Origin of the sequence: Alcaligenes sp. SMD-FA (assembly GCF_025960365.1) — a bacterium.
Lineage (GTDB): Bacteria > Pseudomonadota > Gammaproteobacteria > Burkholderiales > Burkholderiaceae_B > Alcaligenes > Alcaligenes aquatilis.
Map to the genome: position 1 here is coordinate 3,897,486 of NZ_CP110108.1, position 20,733 is coordinate 3,918,218.

The 20,733-nt window shown below is 56.1% G+C and carries 23 protein-coding genes; 11 read left to right on the forward strand and 12 right to left on the reverse strand.

Features of this window, described 5'->3' with window-relative positions; all coding sequences use genetic code 11:
• The first annotated feature begins 122 nt into the window (after positions 1-122).
• Complete coding sequence (locus OKX01_RS17995; RefSeq protein ID WP_264672211.1) at positions 123-1,073, forward strand: LysR substrate-binding domain-containing protein; 951 nt, start codon at positions 123-125, stop codon at positions 1,071-1,073.
• Positions 1,074-1,410: 337 nt separating this feature from the next.
• Here the strand turns inward: OKX01_RS17995 and OKX01_RS18000 are convergent, their stop codons facing one another.
• A complete protein-coding gene (locus tag OKX01_RS18000; RefSeq protein ID WP_230019430.1) occupies positions 1,411-2,604 on the reverse strand; it encodes an aromatic amino acid transaminase in 1,194 nt (397 codons plus the stop codon).
• 476 nt (positions 2,605-3,080) lie between these two features.
• On the opposite strand from OKX01_RS18000, the gene OKX01_RS18005 reads away from it, so the two are divergent.
• The gene (locus OKX01_RS18005; protein WP_264672212.1) at positions 3,081-3,830 is read left to right on the forward strand and encodes a tyrosine-protein phosphatase; all 750 of its coding nucleotides are present in this window, start codon (positions 3,081-3,083) and stop codon (positions 3,828-3,830) included.
• Here the strand turns inward: OKX01_RS18005 and OKX01_RS18010 are convergent.
• Entirely contained in the window at positions 3,827-4,927 is a 1,101-nt protein-coding gene (locus tag OKX01_RS18010) for an MBL fold metallo-hydrolase (RefSeq protein ID WP_108728344.1), read from the reverse strand. The genes OKX01_RS18005 and OKX01_RS18010 overlap by 4 nt on opposite strands.
• Positions 4,928-5,247: 320 nt before the next feature.
• Positions 5,248-6,297: an AraC family transcriptional regulator gene (locus OKX01_RS18015; protein WP_264672213.1), complete on the reverse strand. Its 1,050-nt coding sequence runs from the start codon at positions 6,295-6,297 to the stop codon at positions 5,248-5,250.
• A gap of 108 nt (positions 6,298-6,405) precedes the next feature.
• Here OKX01_RS18015 and OKX01_RS18020 point away from each other — a divergent pair, with 108 nt between their 5' ends.
• From OKX01_RS18020 to OKX01_RS18055, 8 genes are all read left to right on the forward strand, one after another.
• Complete coding sequence (locus tag OKX01_RS18020; RefSeq protein ID WP_230019432.1) at positions 6,406-7,965, forward strand: acyl-CoA synthetase; 1,560 nt, start codon at positions 6,406-6,408, stop codon at positions 7,963-7,965.
• Positions 7,966-7,990: 25 nt separating this feature from the next.
• A complete protein-coding gene (locus OKX01_RS18025) occupies positions 7,991-9,181 on the forward strand; it encodes a lipid-transfer protein (RefSeq protein ID WP_230019433.1) in 1,191 nt (396 codons plus the stop codon).
• Positions 9,178-9,618: a MaoC family dehydratase N-terminal domain-containing protein gene (locus tag OKX01_RS18030; protein WP_230019434.1), complete on the forward strand. Its 441-nt coding sequence runs from the start codon at positions 9,178-9,180 to the stop codon at positions 9,616-9,618. Before OKX01_RS18025 ends, OKX01_RS18030 begins: the two co-directional genes overlap by 4 nt.
• A 10-nt stretch (positions 9,619-9,628) precedes the next feature.
• Positions 9,629-10,054, forward strand: a complete 426-nt coding sequence (locus OKX01_RS18035) for a MaoC family dehydratase (RefSeq protein WP_264672214.1) — start codon at positions 9,629-9,631, stop codon at positions 10,052-10,054.
• Positions 10,055-10,080: 26 nt separating this feature from the next.
• The gene (locus OKX01_RS18040; RefSeq protein ID WP_230019436.1) at positions 10,081-10,911 is read left to right on the forward strand and encodes an SDR family NAD(P)-dependent oxidoreductase; all 831 of its coding nucleotides are present in this window, start codon (positions 10,081-10,083) and stop codon (positions 10,909-10,911) included.
• A gap of 11 nt (positions 10,912-10,922) precedes the next feature.
• A complete protein-coding gene (locus OKX01_RS18045) occupies positions 10,923-12,074 on the forward strand; it encodes an acyl-CoA dehydrogenase family protein (RefSeq protein ID WP_264672215.1) in 1,152 nt (383 codons plus the stop codon).
• Positions 12,071-13,135 (forward strand): CaiB/BaiF CoA transferase family protein, encoded by a 1,065-nt coding sequence (locus OKX01_RS18050; protein WP_264672216.1) that lies wholly within the window; start codon positions 12,071-12,073, stop codon positions 13,133-13,135. The genes OKX01_RS18045 and OKX01_RS18050 overlap by 4 nt, the downstream gene beginning before the upstream one ends.
• A gap of 81 nt (positions 13,136-13,216) precedes the next feature.
• Positions 13,217-14,005, forward strand: a complete 789-nt coding sequence (locus OKX01_RS18055) for an enoyl-CoA hydratase/isomerase family protein (RefSeq protein WP_264672217.1) — start codon at positions 13,217-13,219, stop codon at positions 14,003-14,005.
• Between the two features lie 77 nt (positions 14,006-14,082).
• Here OKX01_RS18055 and OKX01_RS18060 read toward each other — a convergent pair whose 3' ends face one another.
• The 7 genes from OKX01_RS18060 to OKX01_RS18090 all read right to left on the reverse strand — a co-directional run bounded on the left by OKX01_RS18060 (position 14,083) and on the right by OKX01_RS18090 (position 18,779).
• Positions 14,083-15,189 (reverse strand): hypothetical protein, encoded by a 1,107-nt coding sequence (locus OKX01_RS18060; protein ID WP_264672218.1) that lies wholly within the window; start codon positions 15,187-15,189, stop codon positions 14,083-14,085.
• A 26-nt stretch (positions 15,190-15,215) separates the two neighbouring features.
• Positions 15,216-16,238: a Nif3-like dinuclear metal center hexameric protein gene (locus OKX01_RS18065; RefSeq protein WP_094198101.1), complete on the reverse strand. Its 1,023-nt coding sequence runs from the start codon at positions 16,236-16,238 to the stop codon at positions 15,216-15,218.
• 248 nt (positions 16,239-16,486) lie between these two features.
• Positions 16,487-16,837, reverse strand: coding sequence for a DUF2294 domain-containing protein (locus tag OKX01_RS18070; RefSeq protein WP_094198102.1), 351 nt, complete (start codon positions 16,835-16,837; stop codon positions 16,487-16,489).
• Positions 16,838-16,876: 39 nt separating this feature from the next.
• Positions 16,877-17,824, reverse strand: a complete 948-nt coding sequence (locus OKX01_RS18075) for an ornithine cyclodeaminase family protein (RefSeq protein WP_264672219.1) — start codon at positions 17,822-17,824, stop codon at positions 16,877-16,879.
• A gap of 12 nt (positions 17,825-17,836) precedes the next feature.
• The gene (locus OKX01_RS18080) at positions 17,837-18,115 is read right to left on the reverse strand and encodes a 2Fe-2S iron-sulfur cluster-binding protein (RefSeq protein ID WP_009457378.1); all 279 of its coding nucleotides are present in this window, start codon (positions 18,113-18,115) and stop codon (positions 17,837-17,839) included.
• A gap of 11 nt (positions 18,116-18,126) precedes the next feature.
• The gene (locus tag OKX01_RS18085; RefSeq protein WP_108728341.1) at positions 18,127-18,471 is read right to left on the reverse strand and encodes a ferredoxin; all 345 of its coding nucleotides are present in this window, start codon (positions 18,469-18,471) and stop codon (positions 18,127-18,129) included.
• Positions 18,471-18,779, reverse strand: a complete 309-nt coding sequence (locus OKX01_RS18090; protein WP_094198105.1) for a 2Fe-2S iron-sulfur cluster-binding protein — start codon at positions 18,777-18,779, stop codon at positions 18,471-18,473. The genes OKX01_RS18085 and OKX01_RS18090 overlap by 1 nt, the downstream gene beginning before the upstream one ends.
• A gap of 202 nt (positions 18,780-18,981) precedes the next feature.
• Here OKX01_RS18090 and OKX01_RS18095 point away from each other — a divergent pair, with 202 nt between their 5' ends.
• Positions 18,982-19,173: a hypothetical protein gene (locus tag OKX01_RS18095; RefSeq protein WP_094198106.1), complete on the forward strand. Its 192-nt coding sequence runs from the start codon at positions 18,982-18,984 to the stop codon at positions 19,171-19,173.
• On the opposite strand, the gene OKX01_RS18100 is transcribed toward OKX01_RS18095, so the two are convergent.
• Both OKX01_RS18100 and OKX01_RS18105 read right to left on the reverse strand, forming a co-directional pair.
• Positions 19,170-20,204: a 2Fe-2S iron-sulfur cluster-binding protein gene (locus tag OKX01_RS18100; protein WP_108728340.1), complete on the reverse strand. Its 1,035-nt coding sequence runs from the start codon at positions 20,202-20,204 to the stop codon at positions 19,170-19,172. The two genes, OKX01_RS18095 and OKX01_RS18100, sit on opposite strands and share 4 nt — an antisense overlap.
• 20 nt (positions 20,205-20,224) lie before the next feature.
• Positions 20,225-20,704: a GlcG/HbpS family heme-binding protein gene (locus tag OKX01_RS18105; RefSeq protein ID WP_022983673.1), complete on the reverse strand. Its 480-nt coding sequence runs from the start codon at positions 20,702-20,704 to the stop codon at positions 20,225-20,227.
• Positions 20,705-20,733 lie beyond the last annotated feature (29 nt).

The window sequence follows — 20,733 nt, forward strand, 5'->3', positions numbered from 1 at the left end:
AGCCGTGGCGAGACTTGCGCTTACGTTCTTGCTCATCATAATCGCAATTAAATTCAGCCTACTATCCATATCGTTTAGAATTTCTAAAGTTAAATGACTTTTCTGGACGGGGTCTAAGCACCATGGATACCTTGCCTCCCTTACGCGCGTTGCAAGTCTTTGAAACTCTGGGCCACAGTCAAAGCCTGCAAGAGGCTGCCCGTCGCCTGAAAATTACTCCCGGTGCCATCAGCCAGCAATTGCGCCTGCTGGAGGACAGGCTGGGCTGTAGCCTGACCTACAAAGAAGGCAAACGCTTGCGGCTGACGGCGGCGGGGGTGCGTTTTCATGAAATCTGTACTCAGGCGTTTGAGCTGTTGCGCGACGGCCAGCAAGAAATGGAGCGTTCGCGCAACACCAGCCTGCTGTCCATCAGCGCTTTGCCCTCCATGCTTAAAACCTGGATGGCCCCGCTGGCGTTTCAATGGCAGGAGCAGTACGACCCGGAGCTGACCCTGCACCTGAAAGGCAGCCATGCCGAGCCGGACCTGGAAGCCGAACAAATCGACTTTCGGATCACCTACGGTCAGGCCGCCGCCCGCCCCCGCAGCTTTACCGAGCTTTATACAGACCGTGTCGTTCCCGCCTGCAGCCCGACCCTGCTGCAAGGGCAAGCCGCCTTGCGACATCCCCGTGACCTATTGAACTATCCCTTGCTGTCCTCGGACTGGCAGCCACGCTTTACCTCGCCCCCATCCTGGCGCGACTGGTTTAAGTCTTTGGCTATACACATAGGCAATACGCCCCTGGATCGCTTCCGTGTTTTTTCCCTGTCGCATATGGCACTGGAGTCCGCCGTGGCAGGCCAGGGGTTTGTATTGGCGCAATGCTCGATGATAGAAAAAGAAGTGCGCAGCGGGCAGTTAATTCTGCCCTTCTCCCATTCCTTGCCCCTGCCCTGGCCTTATGTACTGACCCGACGGGCGGGTGCGTTTGAGTCACCTCATAGCCAGGATTTTCATCGCTATTTATTGAAACAGGCACGACAACAGGAGCAAATCAATCAGGAGCTGTTGCTGCAAGCATTAGCCTGAGCAATGTCGCAGTACGACGAAATACAGCCAGATTGCCGATAGACCTGCTGGCCTGGCCGTGGCTAAGCACTAAACCATTGAGTGCTTCAGCTACATAGGCGTAGGACTATTCGATGGCTTAGCTCTACATCGTTCCACTTTCAGTTCAGTTTCCAGCACTCAGCCAGGTGAGCAAAACAGGTCGAGCGCCTGGATCAGACAAGTACATATAAGCGGCTTCTACCGCCCGATAAACGCAACTGCGGATGCATTTCTAGCATCAACAAAAAAGCGTGTTTACCGCCCCCGAAGGGGCCATCAACACGCTCTTTAATCCTGCTGAAGAAACTTCAGCGTCTTAGGCCACGACGGCAGCCAGCGACTCCGCGAAGTAATCCACGTTGGACTGGTTCAAGCCTGGCACGCTGATGCGGCCAGACTCCAGCACATACACGCCAAAATCATCACGCAGTTTCTGAATCTGCTCTTTGGTCAGGCCGGTGTAGCAGAACATACCTTGCTGTTTGACAAAATAGCTGCTGTCGTACTGGGGAGCCAGCTCTTTCAGGCGATCATGTACACGCTTGCGCATGGCAGCAATACGCTGACGCATGGTTTCCACATCTGCCGCCCATTCGGCCAGCAAAGACTCATCCGACAAGACCGAGGCAATAGCCTGTCCACCGTGCGAGGGCGGGTTGGAGTAGATGCGACGCACCACGGCTTTAAGCTGGCCCAAAACGCGGTCAGCTTCGTCCGCGCTCTTGCACACCACCGACAAGCCGCCGCAGCGCTCGGAGTAGTAGGAGAAATTCTTGGAGAAAGAATTGGCCAGCAGGAAAGTCAGTCCTGCATCGACCATGGCGCGCACGGCAAAGGCATCTTCATCCAGGCTACGACCAAAACCCTGGTAAGCCATGTCCAGGAAAGGTATCAGCTTGCGCTGCTGCAGCACAGGAATCAGTTGCAGCCACTGCTCGTCGCTCAGATCAGCCCCGGTGGGGTTATGGCAGCAGGGGTGCAGCAGGACAATGCTGTACTCGGGCAGGACGGAAATATCTTCCATCAGGCCGGTGAAATCCAGACCGCGAGTAGCGGGATCGTAGTAGCGGTAAGTGTGGGTAGGAATGCCCGATCCACGGAAAATGGAGTGGTGGTTATCCCAGGCTGGATCGCTGATCCACATTTCGCTATTGGGGTAGGCTTCGTGCAGGAAGTCGCCACCCACTTTCAAGGCACCCGAACCACCCAGTGTCTGGATGGTCGCCACACGACCTTCTTGCAACACTTTGCTGTCGGCACCAAAAACCAGTTTTTGCACGGCGCTGCGGTACGAAGCCAAGCCTTCGATAGGCAGGTAGCCACGTGGTTGGCCCTTGGCTGCCCATTGCTCTTCAGCGCGGCGAGCCACATCCAGCAAAGGCAGACGGCCTTGCTCGTCGTAATACAAACCAATGGTCAGGTTGACCTTGCGGTCGCGCGGATCGGCGTGAAATGCCTCGTTCAAACGGAAAATCGGATCGCCACCATAGGCCTGCAAATGCTCAAACATGCTTGTTCCTTGAAAAATTACGGTTGTGGGCCGCCCGGTCTGGTCGACGGTCTATTCAAATAAGCATTGACCTTATACCTTGGGCCTACTTTAGCCAATATCTTGGGGATTTTTTTTGCAGCACATGGGCACGCGAGCGATGCGTGAATGCGTCATCAGACTTGTCCCCCCTTGGTTCGGCACCGCACCTGTTCTTGTCTAGTCGGTGCAGGCAGTCAAACACCAGCGTCACCATGCAGTCTGTTCATACCTCCAGCAAACCGAAGGTGCAAGAACGTGAACACGGTGTACCAGCTTGTCTGCCTGGGCCTTGCCAGCAACGAATATACATGGCTTTCTGACGATACAGAACCATGCACTTTCATTCATTCTGCTTTTGCTCCGCCCGCGTTGCCCACATGACACCGCATGGTCATATGCAGATCCCGCCCAAGACCGTTAACATGGGACTTTCACCGTTTCAACAGGAGTCCGCCGTGTCCGTATCGCCGCTGCCCAGCCCCGTATCCTGCCCTTTAGAGGGGGCCAGCAACTTCCGTGATATTGGCGGCTATGCCGCAGGCTCTGGTTCCTTTCGTAAAGGCCGTGTCTACCGCTCGGACCATTTGGCGAATTTAAGCAGCCAGGATCTGGACACGCTGCAGGAACTGGGCATTGCCTGTTCACTGGATTTCCGTGGCGCACACGAGCGCAAACGCTCTCCCTACCAATACAGCTTTCTGACCAGTCATGCGCTGACCGTCGAACCCACCGTATTGCCCGATTTTCTGGACATGCTTGCCAAGGGTGAAGTGGATGTCAAAGCAGCCTATGGCACGATGAACAAAACCTACTCTGAATTCGTGACCGCACATGCAGCCACGTTTGGACGGGTCTTTGACCAGTTGCTGGACACCCATACTCCCCTTGTCCTGCACTGCACGGCGGGCAAAGATCGCACCGGCTTTGCGGTTGCCTTGCTGCACCGCGCCGCTGGCGTACATCCTGATGATGTGATGCACGACTATCTGCTTACCAATCAATTTTTCCGCCGCCCCGATCTGCCCGATAACCGTGGCATCAGCGACGAAGTGCTGGATATTCTCTGGGGTGTGCAGCCCGAGTTTCTGGAAACCGCCTTCAAGACCATTGATAAGACACACGGCAATCTGGAGAACTTCTTCCAGAACGCCTTGAAGCTCAGCCCCGCCCGACGTGCGGCCTTACTGGAACGCTACACCGCCTAAACCACGCCTACCGAGGCCTCTGGCAACTCCCAGTGGCCGTCCAGGCTCAAGGCTGGCCCTATCACATTGCGCCAAGTGGGCAGATCATGCATTTGCGTGAACAAAGGCATGCAATAACGTGGCTGCACCATATCCACCAGCCAACGCAAATCCGTCAAACGCGGGTGAGCATTCCAGCACAAGGTATGCGTGCCGCGCGGAGCATGCGGGGCCACATAGCCAGTGTGAATCAACAAGCGATCGCCAGGCTCGGCATTGCCGTCCGAAGTCCGCGCTTGCTGCTCACGAATCAACTCTCCTGCCTTACCCTGACAACCGTCCGGTTCACCAGCCAAAAGCAGGTGTGCTTGGGGATCAAACGTAGCCGCACGCGGCATCAGTTCGCGCAAGGATTGCTGCACGCCTGGCAACAACAGATCGCTGCTTTGGCTGATCATGCGGGTCAGGTTTTCGTAGCAGGACGCATCCATGCTCCAATCCTCAAAGCCTTGCTGCTGACGCCACAAGGCAATCTCGATCGCCCGGCCCGAAGGCGGCACCGGCAACAAAGCAGGATGGGACTGCAGCAAGGACTCCAGAATGCTCCAGGCAACGTGATGAGACTGATCATACAAACCATAAGACGCATCCAGTAACGCCAGATACGCAGGAGGTGGCAAATCAAAGGGAAACAGCAAGGACTCGCAGGAAAAGTCCCCGCTATAAAACAGACCGCCACCCACATCCAGATGCAGCCAGACACCCCCCAAGGCATGGCCGGACAAACCAGTGCGAACGGCAATATCGCCAATATAAGTCGTGCCGCGTGTCGGCAATTCACGCCAGATCCGACCGGCAGGCAAGCTGCGCGCGGTCGAGGCCGTGGCGTAAACAGGAATGTGTTCGGGCAGTTTGGATAAGGAGCCCATGTGGTCCTGGTGATCATGCGTCACCAAAATGGCATCCACCTCCAGCCCCTCATGCCAATCGCACACCTGACCGGGGTACAAGGGCCCACCGGCATCTAGCAGCAGTCGCAAGCCACATGCCTGCACGAGAATGGCGGCAGGCACTTTACCTCCAGAGCCGCTTAACACCGTCACCCGTGTCTGGTTCATGCTCCGTCCCCTACAAGGCATTGTGGCCAACCTATCACCCAACCACACCCGGCATTCTGCTTTGCAGCACGGCGTAACGCGGGGCGCAAAAGCAAAGCATCAATAAGCGCAATGGGCCGCAGCTCACGCTGCCGGACAGAGAAAGGCATCAACTTAAAGAACCAGAGCCACCGAAGTGCCCTGCCTTAAAAAAAACGACGACAGGATCAGATTAAACAAGTGTTCTTTCAGCCCTGTTACAGATTTATGGCAGTTCGATGGCAGTGCCCGGTGAGCAAACCGAAGCCACCCCCGCTGCTTCAACTATGTCTTATTGGCACTCAGGTGCTGAATCGACCCTGGCGAAACGCCCCCGGTGCAACGCCAGTCCAACCCTTGAAAGCACGCTGAAATGCAGCACTGTCTTTAAAACCCAGTTCCTGTGCCAGTTCCGCGAAAGACATCGAATGAGCATTCAAACGAATAATGGCCATATCGCGTCGCAACTCATCTTTCAAAGACTGAAACGATGTCCCTTCCATCGCCAAGCGCCGCTGCAATGTCGCTGTCGACATATGTAAAGCACGAGCCGTAATTCCCAGATCTGGCCAGCTAGGTCGAGTGCGTTGAAGATACTCACGTACCCTGGCACTGACCACATCGGTGGAGCTGCGCGGCATGATGATATTGGCCTGAGCATCCGCTAGAAACAGACGTAACTCCGTCTCACCCCGTCGCACTGGCGTCTTTAACCAGGCGGCTTCAAACCACAGGGCAGTTTGTCCGCGCTTGAACTCTAAATGGGCAGGGAACACTTTGCCATAACTACCGGCATGGGGAGGATTGTCAAACGCGAAGTCAAAGCGCACCACCGGCAAGCGGCCACCGATGAGCCAGGCCAGCAAACGCCAGAACACTCGCAGTAATAGCTCATGCAAAAAAATCGGCTCTCCAAGAGAACCGTTAAAACGCAAACCAAGGCCGGCAAGATCACCCTTGCTATGCAATTCCAATGCCACGTCCTCCTGCAATAACCAAAAGGTCCTGGCTATACGACGAATTGCGACTTCCAGATTATTCGCCCCCAGGGCCGAGCGACTTATCAGCGCAAAGCTGCCCAGTTTCAAGGGGCGCGATAAAAAACCAAGACCTTCATCCTCGCGCTGTTCAATCAACAAACGAAACAAAGCACTGTATTGACAAGCCGTGACTCGGGCTCCCGCATGTCCAATCAGCTCAGGAGAGATGTCTGTAGCGTTTAAGAACGGTCCAATATCTTCGCCCCGCATTTGTAAACCCATCAGCATGCCACTGACTAAGGCAATCGGCACAGTAGCCGGAGCCTTAAGGGGGGCGCGGGGAGCGCGTCGCTGATTGAGGTGTTCTGCCATTCGATCGATGCCTTGTGTCATTGCTGGAGCGGGCACGCATTTTTACTATAGGTCACATAAACCAAGCAGTCGATCCGCATCAATACGAACATGACGGGAGACAAAAAAATGTACCTGACTCAAGCGTTACATCGCGCGGTTCAACAAAAGCCTGAACGTATTGCTGTGCGCTACGGCAATCGGGCCTGGACCTTCCGCCAACTTGGAGACCGTGTAGCCCGCCTGGCCGGTGCGCTACAACATCTGGGTATGAAAGAAGGCGACCGCGTCGCCATCCTTGCCCTGAACTGCGATCGCTATCTCGAATACCAGATGGCCGTCCCTTGGGGTGGCGGGGTACTTAACCCATGCAACACCCGCTGGTCCGCCTCGGAAACGCTGTACGCACTGAACGACTCAGGCTCTACGATCTTGCTCGTCGATGACACATTCTGTGACCTGGTCGAAAAAATCCGAAGCGACGCCACCACTCTACGCGAAGTGATTTACTGTGGGGATAATCAGGCACCTGCGGGCATGCACGACTATGAAACCTTATTAGCCACCCATGCCGCCATCGCTGATGTCATGCGCCGCGACGAGGATCTGGCCGGAATCTTCTATACAGGCGGCACCACCGGCTTTCCTAAAGGCGTCATGCTGAGCCACAGCAATTTGCTCAGCTCTGGCCTGGCCCTGCGAGCTGAAGGTATCGCGACTCCTGATGGCATCTATCTACATGCCGCCCCCATGTTCCACCTGGCCGACATGGGCATCGCCATGCCTCACTGGATCGAAGGCAATACTCAATCCATCATCACCGCGTTCTCTCCGGAAAAGGTGCTAGATACACTGGAGCGTGACCGCGTGACACACATGCTGCTGGTGCCGACCATGATCCAGATGCTGGTCGATCACCCGTCCATGCAGCAAGCCCGCGACTTAAGTGCACTGCAAACTATTATTTACGGGGCTTCGCCCATTTCTACGGCCGTCCTTGAGCGCGCCATGAAAGCCTTGCCTCACGTCAGTTTCATGCAGGCCTATGGCATGACCGAACTGTCTCCACTGGCAAGCATCTTGCCCGCCTTTCACCATACACATGAAGCACGCAGCCTCAACAAGCTGAAATCGGCTGGCCGCGCCAGCTTATGTACCGAAGTACGCATTGTGGACCCACTGGATCAAGAGGTTCCGCGTGGCACGGTGGGCGAGATTGTCGTACGTGGCCCCAATGTGATGCAGGGCTACTGGAACAAGCCTGAACAAACCGAACAAGCCCTGCGCAATGGCTGGATGCATACCGGTGACGGTGGTTACATGGATGAGGATGGTTTCATCTTTGTCGTGGATCGCCTGAAAGACATGATTATTAGCGGCGGCGAAAACATCTATTCCGTTGAAGTCGAAAACGCACTGGCCCAACACCCCAGCGTCGCCGCCTGTGCAGTCATTGGCATTCCCAGCCCCGAGTGGGGCGAAGCGGTCCATGCCGTCGTCGTTCTCAAGCCCGACGCATCGGTCCATGCTGGCGACCTGATGGCTCACTGCAAGACCCTGATTGCCAGCTACAAGTGCCCCCGCAGTGTCGTTTTCCAAGAGACTCTGCCCTTGTCAGGGGCCGGCAAGCTTCTCAAAACCGAGCTGCGCAAGCCCTACTGGGATCAGCAAGACCGAAAAATCAGCTAAGTCATTTCCCTTTAAAGGAGTCTGTATGAGCTCTTCTGTCATCGTGGCCGGTGTCGGCATGATTCCCTTTACCAAGCCTGGGAGCAGTGAACCCTACCCCGTCATGGCTACCAAGGCCATTCGTGCCGCACTGGCTGACGCCCATCTGGGCTACGACAAAGTCCAGCAAGCCTACGCCGGGTATGTTTATGGAGACTCGACTGCAGGCCAGCGCGGGCTCTATGAAGTAGGCATGACAGGCATCCCTGTAATCAATGTGAATAACAACTGCTCGACCGGATCCACCGCTCTATATCTGGCACGTCAGGCGATTGCCAGCGGAGCGGCCGACTGTGTACTGGCCTTCGGCTTTGAACAGATGACACCCGGCGCGCTTGGCTCTGTATTCAATGACCGTCCCAGCCCGTTCGAGAAGTTCGATGCCATCACCGCTGAGCTGATTGATGTTCCCGATATCCCTTTCGCGCTGCGTTACTTTGGCGGTGCCGGCCTGGCCCATATGCAGGAGTTCGGCACCAAGTTGGAGACCTTTGCCAAAATACGTGCCAAAGCCAGCCAGCACGCTGCCAACAACCCACTGGCCCTGTTTCGGACTGTTGTCACTGCGGACGACGTCATGGCCTCCCACATGATCTGGCCTGGCGTCATGACCAAACTGATGGCTTGCCCACCCACCTGTGGTGCAGCTGCTGCGCTGCTGGTCTCCGAGTCGTTCGCCAGAAAACAAGGCCTGAATACGAATGTTCGTATCCGCGCCCAAGCCATGACGACCGACACGCCACCTACCTTCGACGCTCGGGACATGCGCGAAGTCGTGGGTTTCAGCATGACTCGCAACGCCGCTGAACAAGTCTACGAAGCAGCAGGTGTGGGGCCAACCGACATCAATGTCGTAGAGCTGCATGACTGCTTTGCCCACAACGAACTCATTACGTACGAAGCACTCGGTCTGTGCCCCATCGGCGGCGCCGAGAAATTTGTCTGCGATGGTGACAATACCTATGGTGGCCAGGTTGTCACCAATCCATCCGGTGGCCTGCTTTCCAAGGGACATCCACTGGGCGCAACCGGGCTGGCGCAGTGTACTGAGCTGGTTGAACAGCTAAGAGCCAATGCCGGGACTCGCCAAGTCGACGGGGCCCGGCTGGCACTTCAACACAACCTGGGTTTGGGCGGTGCCTGCGTCGTCACCCTGTATGAAAGGACACAATCATGATCGATAAGAAATGGATTGGTCATGAAGTCGGCCACTCGGTCTTGCCCATTGAACGCAGCCGTCTGCAGTTTTTTGCCAAGGCCATCGGTGACACCAACCCCATCTACACCGATCTGCAAGCCGCCAGACAAGCAGGCTATGCCGATTTGCCCGCTCCTCCTACCTTCCTGTTCGCTGCCGAACTGGACTCAGGTGCCCTATTCGGCCTGCTTGACCTGCTGCAAGTCCCTCATGCCAAGGTTTTGCACGGCGAAGAAGGTTTTGAATACTTTGGCTCGGTTGTCGCAGGCGATACCGTCACCGTCAGCTCTTATGTCAAAGATATTTATGACAAAAAAGGCGGTGCACTGGAATTTATTGAAATCGAATCGAATGTGTGGAACCAGCGCGGGGAGCAAGTGGCCCGAATGCGTTCCGTCACCGTCGTGCGCCACTGAAGGAGACACCATGAGCAGCATCAACTATGACGCGGTACAGGTGGGCGACAGCTTGCCCCCCTTGACGCTCGTCCCCGTGGATCGCCGCATGCTGGCGCTGTTTGCCGGTGCTTCGGGGGACCACCATCCCATTCATATCGATCTTGACTACGCCCGTCGTGCAGGGATGCCGGATGTTTTTGCACATGGCATGCTCGGCATGGCATGGCTAGGTCGTTTGCTAACCGGATGGGTAGAACAATCACAACTACGCCGCTTGGATGCCCGATTTCAAGGTATTACTCACCTGGGCCATGTCATGTGCTGCAGCGGGCATGTTATTGAAAAACAAGAGGTCAATGGTGAACGCTGCCTACGTATCGAGCTGCGCAGCACCAACCAATACGGGCAAATCAAAATCGCGGGCGAAGCATTAATCGCTTTCCCTGATCTCTGAATCAAGAAAAACGGCAGGAGACACTCATGACTCAAAAACTCGACGGCAAAGTTGCCCTTGTCACTGGCTCTGGCCGAGGCATAGGCCGCTCAATTGCACTGAAACTGGCCAGTGAAGGCGCACGTTTACTGATCAACGACCTGGATGCCGAACCCGCTCAGGAGGTGGTTCAAGCGATCCGTGATATGGGCGGCGAGGCAGTCGCCTGCATGGGCAGCGTCACTTCCCCGGACTTTGCCGAGCGATTCATTGGCACAGCAGTCAGCGAGTATCAAGGGCTGGACATCATCATCAACAATGCCGGCTACACCTGGGATAGCGTCATTCAGAAAATGACTGACGAACAATGGTACGCCATGCTGGATTGCCACCTGACAGCACCCTTTCGCATTCTGCGAGCTGCACAACCGGTCATCCGCCGCCTGTCCAAGGCCGAAGGTGAGGCCGGTCAGCGTGTCATGCGCAAAGTGGTCAATATTTCTTCGGTTGCCGGTCTATTTGGCAATGCAGGTCAAGCGAACTACTCGGCGGCCAAGGCAGGAATCGTCGGCATGACACAAACCCTGGCAAAGGAATGGGGACGGATCAATGTCACCGTCAACTGCGTGGCTTACGGCTTAATCAACACCCGCCTGACCAGCAGTGTCGCAGGCGAGTCCACGACCAATATTGAAGGACGCGAAATCAAAGTCGGCGTAAATCCCGATTTGCTGGCTGCCATGGAGCGCAACATCCCCTTGGGTCGTGCCGGCACCCCAGACGAGGCGGCCGGAGCCGTTTACCTATTCTGCACTCCCGAATCGGATTACATCAGTGGCCAAACACTGCTTTGCAGTGGCGGCCTGACCGGTATTTAAAGAGGCCCACCATGCTACCGCAACTGCATCGCCATCCCTGGATGGATGAGGAGATTGAAGCTTTTCGCGAACAGGTGCGCCGCTATATTGCGGGCGAGCTGACGCCACACATGGACCATTGGCGACGCCAAGGCTACATTCCCCGCGAAGTCTGGCACACATTCGGACAGATGGGGTTTCTACTGCCAGAAATCGAAGAAACCTATGGCGGTGCAGGCGCAAGTCTGGCCTATCAGCTCGTCGTGCAAGATGAGCTGGCCAAAGCGGAAGTGCCCGCCACCACAGCCGTACACAGCATCGCCACGCATTACATACTGGACTACGGCACGGCTGCACAAAAACAACGCTGGCTGCCCAAACTGGTCAGTGGAGAGTTGCTGGCTGGCATCGCCATGACCGAACCCGGTTGCGGTTCAGACCTTCAGGCCTTACGTACCCGTGCGCGGCTTGAAGGAAATGAATACGTAATCGACGGCAGCAAAACCTTCATCACCAATGGCTTTACCGCCAATTTGCTGGTGGTGGCGGTACGTACCGGAGAGGCGGGCAGCCGAGGAGTCTCACTGATTATTCTGGAAACTGAAAATCTAGCTGGGTTCCAGGTGGGCAAACGTCTGGAGAAGCTGGGCCAGCATGCTTCCGATACCGCTGAACTGTCGTTTAACCATGTCAGAGTCCCGGTTGAACACCTGCTAGGCGAAACAGCAGGAAAGGGTTTTGCCCAGTTAATGAGCCAGCTTCCCTACGAGCGCCTGTTGCTGGCCGTTCCCGCTGCCGCCGTCATCGAGCGTGCTGTAGAGCTGACCCTGGAATACACGCAGCAACGCAAGGTGTTCGGCCAGACGCTCTATGAATTACAAAACACGCGCTTCAAACTGGCCGAGTGCGCCACTCTGGCCCATGTGGTGCGCACCTTTGTCAATGACTGCACCCAACGTTTGCTTGACGGTCAGCTTGATGACACTGCGGCCTATATGGCCAAGTGGTGGTGCACCGAACAACAGCACAAAGTCACGGACGAGTGCTTGCAGCTCTTTGGCGGCTACGGCTATATCACGGAATACCCGATTGCCAGAATGTACGCGGATGCCCGAGTACAACGTATCTACGGCGGTGCCAACGAAATCATGAAAGAACTGATTGCCAGAAGGCTGCCCGCATGATGCCGCCCCTGACTGGTATCCAGATTGTGGAGTTTGAGGGAATAGGGCCGGGGCCATTGGCTGGCCGCATGCTGGCTGACATGGGCGCACAAGTGACGGTTATTGCTCGCCCACAAAAAAGTGCCGTAGACGAACGAATGGGGGCCGCCACCAACCCCATTCGCCGTGGAAAAAGAACCGTAACGTTGGATCTGAAACAAGCTGACGATGTCGCCACCGCTTTACAACTGATCACCCAAGCAGACGCACTACTAGAAGGTAACCGTCCCGGCGTCATGGAAAAATTGGGCCTGGGCCCGGCTGACTGTGCTGCACACAACCCCCGGCTGGTATACGGCCGCATGACAGGCTGGGGACAATCCGGCCCCCTGGCACAGTCGGCAGGTCACGACCTGAACTACGTCGCGCTCACCGGCCTGCTGTCACTATCGGCACACAAGGGCCAAATGCCGATGGTGCCCCCCACTGTCGTAGGCGACGCTTCGGGGGCACTAGGCCTGGCCTTTGGCATGGTCTGCTCATTACTGGAGGCGCGCTCAAGCGGCAAGGGACGAGTCGTGGATGGGGCAATCGTCGATGTGCTGGCGATGCTCGGCAGTATCGCCCAGTGGGTCCGTGCCAGCGGACAACTCGATGGAGTTTCACCCAGCCCCTTTCACGACTCGCCTTTTTACGATGTGTATCGTTGCGTCGATGGCGGTTTTATAACGCTCGCAGCCTTGGAGCCGCAATTCTATGCCTTGGCGCTGAGCAAGCTGGGCTTAAGCGATGTGGACCCGGCCGCGCAGTATGACACGCGTCAGTGGCCAGATTTCAAAGCCCGGCTGACACGCCTCTTTGCCAGCCAAACACGAGCGCACTGGTGTGCGCTTCTGGAGGGCACGGATGCCTGTTTCGCACCGGTACTGAGCCTGAAAGAGGCCGCGTGCCACCCCCACAATGTGGCACGCGGCATCTACCACACCGCCGCCGACAACAGCATACAGGTTGCCGCTGCCCCACGCTTTCTTCCCTTAATCACGTCGTCTGACACAGGCGCCGACCGTCATGAGCAACGCTAGGGGCAGCATGTCTGTCAAGCGGGAAAAAACCAGATCAACACCCAATTGCGTCGCCACCATGACGCACACAGGAGAAATCATATGCAGCAATCCGATGGAGTCGCCTGGGGTATAACCGAGAGCGTGGGTCGGATCGTGCTCAAACGGCACGAATACGCCAACACACTTTCACACGCAGCCAGCCAGGCTTTGATACAAGCCATCAATAGTGTGCTCGACCAACAGCCACGCGTTGTTCTTCTTGCAGCCGAGGGAAAGATCTTTTGTGCTGGAGGTGACATTGCCGAGTTCGCTGCCGCTGGTCCAGCCCTTGCAGATTTAGTCGACGATATCCTTGAACCACTACACCCCGCACTGTATCGCCTGGCAACAGCCCCCATGCCTGTCATTTCGGTACTGAACGGGCCTATCGGGGGTGCAGGCATCGGTCTAGCACTGTGTGCGGACTTTGTACTGGCTGCGCAATCGGTCAAGCTTCGTACTGGCTACGCCGCACTGGGTTTATCGCCAGACCTGGGAGCCTCGTACTTTCTGGCTCGTCGCGTTGGCGCAATACGCGCCCAGCAATGGCTGATGCTCAGCCAAACCATCAGTGCCCAAGACTGTCTGACTCACGGTGTGGTGGATGCACTCTACCCAGAGGATGAATTGACACAAGCAGCAGAGGACTTGGCGACACGACTGTCGCAATCTGCCCGTGCCTCGTTAACCAGCATTAAAACCTTATGCTCCGGTCTGCCCGCCCGCGACTTACACACCCATCTTCAACTGGAGCACCAGTTTCTTACAGCATGCGCACGCCGCACGGATGCACAGGAAGGAATACACGCGTTCTTCGAGCGGCGAGCACCCCGCTTTACAGGGAACTGATGCCGTTTTGCCGTGCTACGCACAAAAAAAAGAGCGCCAGATCAGCGCTCCTGAAAAGGGGGACTACAAACAAGAACTTAAATAATGAGGGGCGTCAAAAATACCGCCAGAATCACGGCCATTACCAAGCGCATGACGATACCCAAGGTCGCAGCCAGCATGACTTCTTTTTCATTCAGATCTGAACACTCGGCCCAGACCACCGGAATCTGTCCAAATACCGCCGATAAGGGCAGGCCGGACGAGGCCAGAACGAACGCCCCCACGACCAGGGAGGGATCCAGTGTCGAGGCAATAGCCTGCAATTTACCCATTGCCAGTGTCGGGCTGACCAGGATGGCCAACACGCCCGTTTCGGGATGAATGTTCAAGGCCAGCAAACCACGTTCAAGCACATCGCTGATCGGAGCCCAAATGCCGATATGTTCCAGCAAGCCAATGACACAGAACACCAAGGCCACAGCCGGAATCAGGATCAGCAGCAACAATTCCACCCCTTCACGGGCCGCCTTGAACAGCATGGGCGCAAAATCAATATTCGGCGTGAAACGAGGCGCAGCCAGCAAATCCACCGAACGGACGTTGCGATAAACCAGCCGTGACAACAGCAGGGGGGACAGCAGCAAGGGGCCAAAGACCGCAATCAGCACCACGGCAAAGACATTCACTCCAGCAAAGGTCAATGCCATCATGCCCAGCATGAAGGTCGAGAAAGATTGCTGGGACTGCACCATCGTGGCAACCGCAATTTTCTGCTCGTCTTTGGTCGCCCCTGCCTGGCGCAGCAAGGGCCCCGAGATACGACCAGCCGCATTGATATCGCCAAAAATGTTGTACACGCTGGGAATGATGACGGCCGGATTGATCCCGATAGCCCGCATCGCCGGCATAAAAACCCGCATCATGGCATCGGTAAAGCCCAGACGCTCCAGCAGCCGCCCAATAATGACGCTGATAATGACCGCCACCCCAACCTGCCCGGTCAAAAACACATCCACCACAACGGGTTTGACCTTGTTCAACACGGTATCAAAGGCACCGGACAAGGTAGCGGGAAAGAAAAACAGCGTCAGCATGGCCGCAACCAGCAAGCTCAGGCCCACCACCTCGATACGCTCCAAAGGACGGCGGCCCGCAGGCGGTGAATGCACAACCTTATCGATTTCTATTGTTTTGTTATCCATGTCTGTCTCCGTTCAGGAAGCTGGATTTACTGGAAGCTCAGCACGTTCTTGCCCATGAGATGGGCAGTCGAGAAATGCCGGGCGTATTCACGCAAACGGGCACCCCCCACTTGATGCACCGGCGTAGACGTCACCCGATCGCGGAACATCACCACCTCGACACCATCGAGCAAGGCGCTCAAGGCATAAGCCAGTGGCAGTCCGTTCTCCAGAATTTCCAGTACATGGCTGTTACCTACCAGAAAATTCAGCCCCAGTTCACGGGCGCATTCAATCAAGGCATGGCCGTCATAGACTCGGCTAATCGACGCCAGCACCGTATCCACTCCTGGGTTCTGAGCAACTGCCTGGCGCAGATGTTCAGGACTGAATCCCGTATGCGGGAAGATATGCAAAATACGGCTGACTGGACTGCTACGTTCGCCCAGTCGAATCGCACCGCGCGTCAAGGTGCTGGTCTCCAGAATATTCTCGTTGTCCTTGATGCGACGCTCGGCCTGCAAGATCTGATCTTCCAGATCCAGCCCCATGAAACCGTCCAGCCTATCGAGCATATCGCCCAAGGTTTTCACCCCTTCCAAGGGCTCGCCCACGAACATTACATTGCCATGAATACCTCCATAGGCGATATCACTTTTAGCCACTTTGTGGCCATGCAGATACGCAATGCCCGGATGCAAGCCATGAAATGCCTCATGACACTCCAGCGCTGCCACGCCATACAGGTCCAGATAATCCTTCAGGGTCACGCCCCCACAACTGGCGGCATCTGCGATGGGATGGTGCGCCACAATGGCATCCACCCCAGTCGCGCCGGCCAACTCAATACTCAGTTCGGACATGGTCATGCACACGGCCACCTTGCGCACTTCCTTGTTGGGGTCTCCATGAATCAGCCCCGGAATTTCCAGCACTTCCTTGCCGTAAATTCCCGAGGACTTCCAGATCACGAAAGGATGATGGCCGCACTTGACCTCATCCATACAGGACACCATGCGTCCCCCCGTAATGACATTCAACGCATCCAGCAAATCGGCTACATAGGCCATGATTTTGTCTCCAAATAAAAAGCCGGCCTCAGGCCCTGGGAAATCCCAGGGTCCGAGGCCGGCGGTATGCGAGCACTTCCTGTCGGCAACTTCCCCAAGCGGGCCGGTCAGGGCCTGGGCTCGGTTCCAAAGCCAATTGCACACCGGGCAATCCACTCTGGACGGAAGGACAACAAGACTGTCTACCAGTCAGCTTCTTTTTATCGATTCGGAACTCAGGGCAGCGGTTTGCACCGGCGCCACTGCGTTCACACTCCTTTTTGCAACAACACCATGGTGGAAGACAACTGCGCTGTCGCGTCGTAATCCTTGAAAATGGCGACGACATCCAAGCCATACTCTTCCACCAAAACCTGCTTCATCTCCTTTTTGAAAGCCTTGATCAGGTACAGATCGGCCAGATCGGCAATATGTGCGTTTTCACGGCTCAGCGTCTGCAAGGCAGGCTGGCGTTTATGAACGGCCAACATGCTGATCCTGTCATCGAGCACATCAATCTTCAGTGTCACCACACCTGATGCAAAAATACTGCTGTTGATGCGGTTGTAGTCCCGGGTCAGCGCCTGCTTGAATTCGCCCATAGAAGAAAAGCCTGCCATCACCATTGCCTACCCCCAACCTATTTGAATTATTGTCGTTTACTCGTATTCAGCGACCGCCTCCTGCGCCATCCTGCCATGCTGATAACGGCGATACGCCAAACCAGCAACAGCAATATCTTCAATCGCCACACCCACTGATTTATACACGCAAATACCCTGTGCGTCGTAACCTTGTCCACGCCCCAATTGCAACCAATCGCTTAACTCGGATACCTTGCCCTGAATGCCGCAATCGGCTGCAGCCAGAATCAGATCCCCGGCCTCGGCAAGCGTCTGCTCCCCCCACTCCACAATGATCTTGCCTGCCCGCTGCAAGCAAACATCATCCAGCTCCCGCGCCGTGGGCAGACTAGAACCAACAGCCGCGACAAAGCAACCTGGTTTGAGCGTACGCCCATCAAACAAGGGCTCACGGCTGCGACTGGCGGTAACCAGAATATCTGCCTGAACCGCGATCTCATCAGGGCGTGCTGCACGTACCGGTACGCCACAGTCCAGCTCCAGCTTGCGGCAACGCTCCTGATCCACATTCGGGCTCCAGACCAGCACACGGCGCAAATCAAAAGCCTGGCAAAACTGCTGGACATGCGCGGTGCCCTGAGCCCCGAGCCCCAGCACTCCCAAGGTTCGAGATTGGGGGTTTGCCCCCCGCTGTGCGGCCAGCACCGAGCACGCGGCAGTACGCCACTGCGTAATCGCACCGGCATCCAGCGTTGCCAAGGTTTGTCCACTGCGCGCATCAAACAGCACAATCACAAAGTTGAACCTGCCGTGTACGGTCGTATAAATTTTGACCCCAGCGACTTGCTGGCCTGAGATAACCGCCCCCAAGGTAGATAAGCGCGTATCGCCCACCTGCGTGCGCACACGACGTTGCTGCGCCGCCTGCCCCTGTCCAAACTCAAGAAAAGCCTGCTCCAGCACCTGCTGTACCGCAGGCGCATCCAGCAGTGTGTGTAATTGCTTATCGGTCAAATGCAGCATGGGCGGCTCCTTTTACCAGCTCACCGTCACGTCACCGCGCACAAAAGTCTGGCACGCCATACGAAAACCCTCTGCCAGATCCTGCTCGGACAAGTGTTTATGTTCCTTGGCCTTGACCTCATCCGTATTGCTCAGCCCTTCCGTAATTCGGCACTTGCAGGTACCGCAGATACCGCCCCCGCACTTGAACGGGATGCCGCCTCGCTCGCGAATCGAAACCCGCAGCAAATTGCTGTTCTCGGCGGCAGACACCACCAAATCATTATTCGACGCAAATGTAATCTGAACCATATTCTGCTACCTCAGGATTGCTGCTTTACCAGGGGCTGCGTCCCTGTTTTGTGACCCGTAAGCTCACATTGGCGCAACTCGGCCTGTAGGCTGCCAAAGTGCGTCAATCCGGCCAGTTCTTCATAAGCCTGCTCGGCTGTGGCAAATTTTTCCATTTGCCGAGTAGGAATGTCATTGATCGTGCCATTTGGCGCCTCTTCCACAATGCGAACCCGCGACCCGTCCTGGATACGCGCAATGGCAAACACCGCTTTGAAACGACCCTGAAAATGGTATTCATACGCCGCCACCATTTCCACGCCCACACCCGGCTCCGTACGGTATTCGCCTGGCTTGCTCGTTAGCACCACATACATCACTGCACCTCCTGTATCTCTGCCTGCTCCAGAACGATGTCCTGGTTAATCCACAACTGGCACGCCAGCCGCCAGCCCTGATCCAGCCGCTCGCCTAATTGCTTTTTCTCTTTCCAGTTGGCCGCTGGCAGATGCTCAGCCCCCTCCAGCACCCGACACGCACATTTGGCGCACTTGCCCATCCCACAGCCATAGGTCAGATAAGGAAAAGGAAACTGCTTGATCCCTGCCCGGACCACCAAATTGGTGTTCTCCTGCACCTCGCCCACATGTGTCTGGCCGTTTTTATGAAAAGTAATGGTTGGCATAAGACCTCCTGCTTGCTGCCAATGATGCGACCGGATTGCGAGCCCTGACCGCCTGAAAAAAAACAAGAACGGTATACCAAGTTAAAAATTGCACTTTTCCCACAACAGATTTCTTTAGTTTTAGATACAGTTTCCTGCCTATTTGAGTAGAAACCCCTATTGCGGTATACTTAATTCAATTCAACCCCTAAACGAGATTGCTATGAAAACCCCCGTCGAACTTCGCTACTTGCAGCGTCCCGTCGGCGAGCAGTTGCTGCCACATCTGGCTCAGCGCAAGCATCTACGCCGTCGTATTCCGCTCATCAATCTGCCCTCACTCACTGAACTGTTTGGCAGCCGAAAAAAGCGCGAACCCGAAGTCGCCCAAGATCAGCTCCCACACAGCGCCTAAGCAAGAGAAGGCTCTGCCGAGCGGCTATCGGACTGAAAGTTGAACGCATCGGCATACATGAACTGCTCATTGGCACCATGCTCCTTGAACAAGCCACGGGCCTGCTCAATCATCACGGGTGAGCCACACAAGTAAATGGCATGCTCAGACAGGTCAGGTTCATCCTGGCATACCTGTTGTTGCACATAGCCCCGAGCGCCTTGCCAGCTCTCGTCGGCATGCGAGAGCACAGGCACGAAACGGAATTCGCACAAGCGGTCTGCCCAGGATTCGATCTCCTTGGCCAGATACAAATCCTCGGGTCGGTTCATGCCCCAGTACAGGCTCACAGGTGGGCAGTCGTCCTTGTCCAGCAAGGACTCCAGAATCGCCTTGATCGGTGCAATACCCGTACCGGTTGCCACCATGACCATGGGTCGCCAGTCGCGCTCGCGCCAATAGAACACCCCCAAAGGCATCTCCAGCAGCAGCTCGTCTCCAGCCTTCAGGCCGGGCAAACACACTTGGGTAAAACGGCCGCCTTCCACTTCCCGTACATGCAGTTCAATACGCCCATGGGCCGCATCGGCATTGGCCATGGAAAAACTGCGCGCACGCCCGTCCTCGAACAAGATGTTCAGATACTGACCAGGACGGAACTGCACGTGTACGTCCTGGGGTAACTGCAAGGTCAAGCGCCAGATTCCTTGGCACGCCCGCTCCACGCTATGCACCTGCGCCCTGACCTGCTGCGTGTCAGGCAGCTCATCACGATGGGCGGCCAGACTGATTTCAATATCCGCATCCAGTCGAGCCTGACAGGCGGCGGCATGGCCCTGCTCGTGCTCCTCATCGGCAATACTCATGGGCAGGCAGTCGTCCTCGTAACAAACCTTCCCTCGGGTAACCTGAATGCGGCAGGTACCGCAACCGCCAAACTCACAGTCGCTATAAATGCGCACGCCTTGCCGCTGAGCGGCCTGCAAGAGGGTCTCTTGCGGCTCTACCCAGAACTGCTCGCCGGTTTCCTTGATGTCGACACGATGGGCCATGACCCGTCCTCCTGATGCCACTATTTCTTGATGTCCGCCTGAACCAGCACGTCCAGACCCTCTGCCTTCAAGGCCTCGGCCAAGGCCTGCAAGCCGGCCACACCGGCTGCCGTGTCCTGCTCGCCGTTACCGCCGCTCAGGCCAATACCACCGATTACTTCCCCATTGACCACAATGGGGTAGCCGCCCACAAAGGCCGCAAAGCGTCCCTCAAAGCTGAGCTGAATCCCGAAGGCCTCGTTACCAGGCAGTGCCGGACCATTGGGCGGCGTGGTGAACAAATGGGTGGAGCGCTTGTGGCCGGCAGCGGTAAACGCCTTGTTCCAGGCAATTTGTGCGCCAGTGATGCGTGCCCCATCCATGCGCTCCATCACGATGGGATAGCCCCCTTCGTCAACCACGCAAACAGTCTCCAGCACGCCAATCTCTTTGGATTTGGCAATCGCCGCGTCCACCATCAAGCGCGCTTCGCGCTGTTCGAGACGTAGGATTTTTTTCATAAGTCTTCCCAGTATTTCCGGTTAATAAA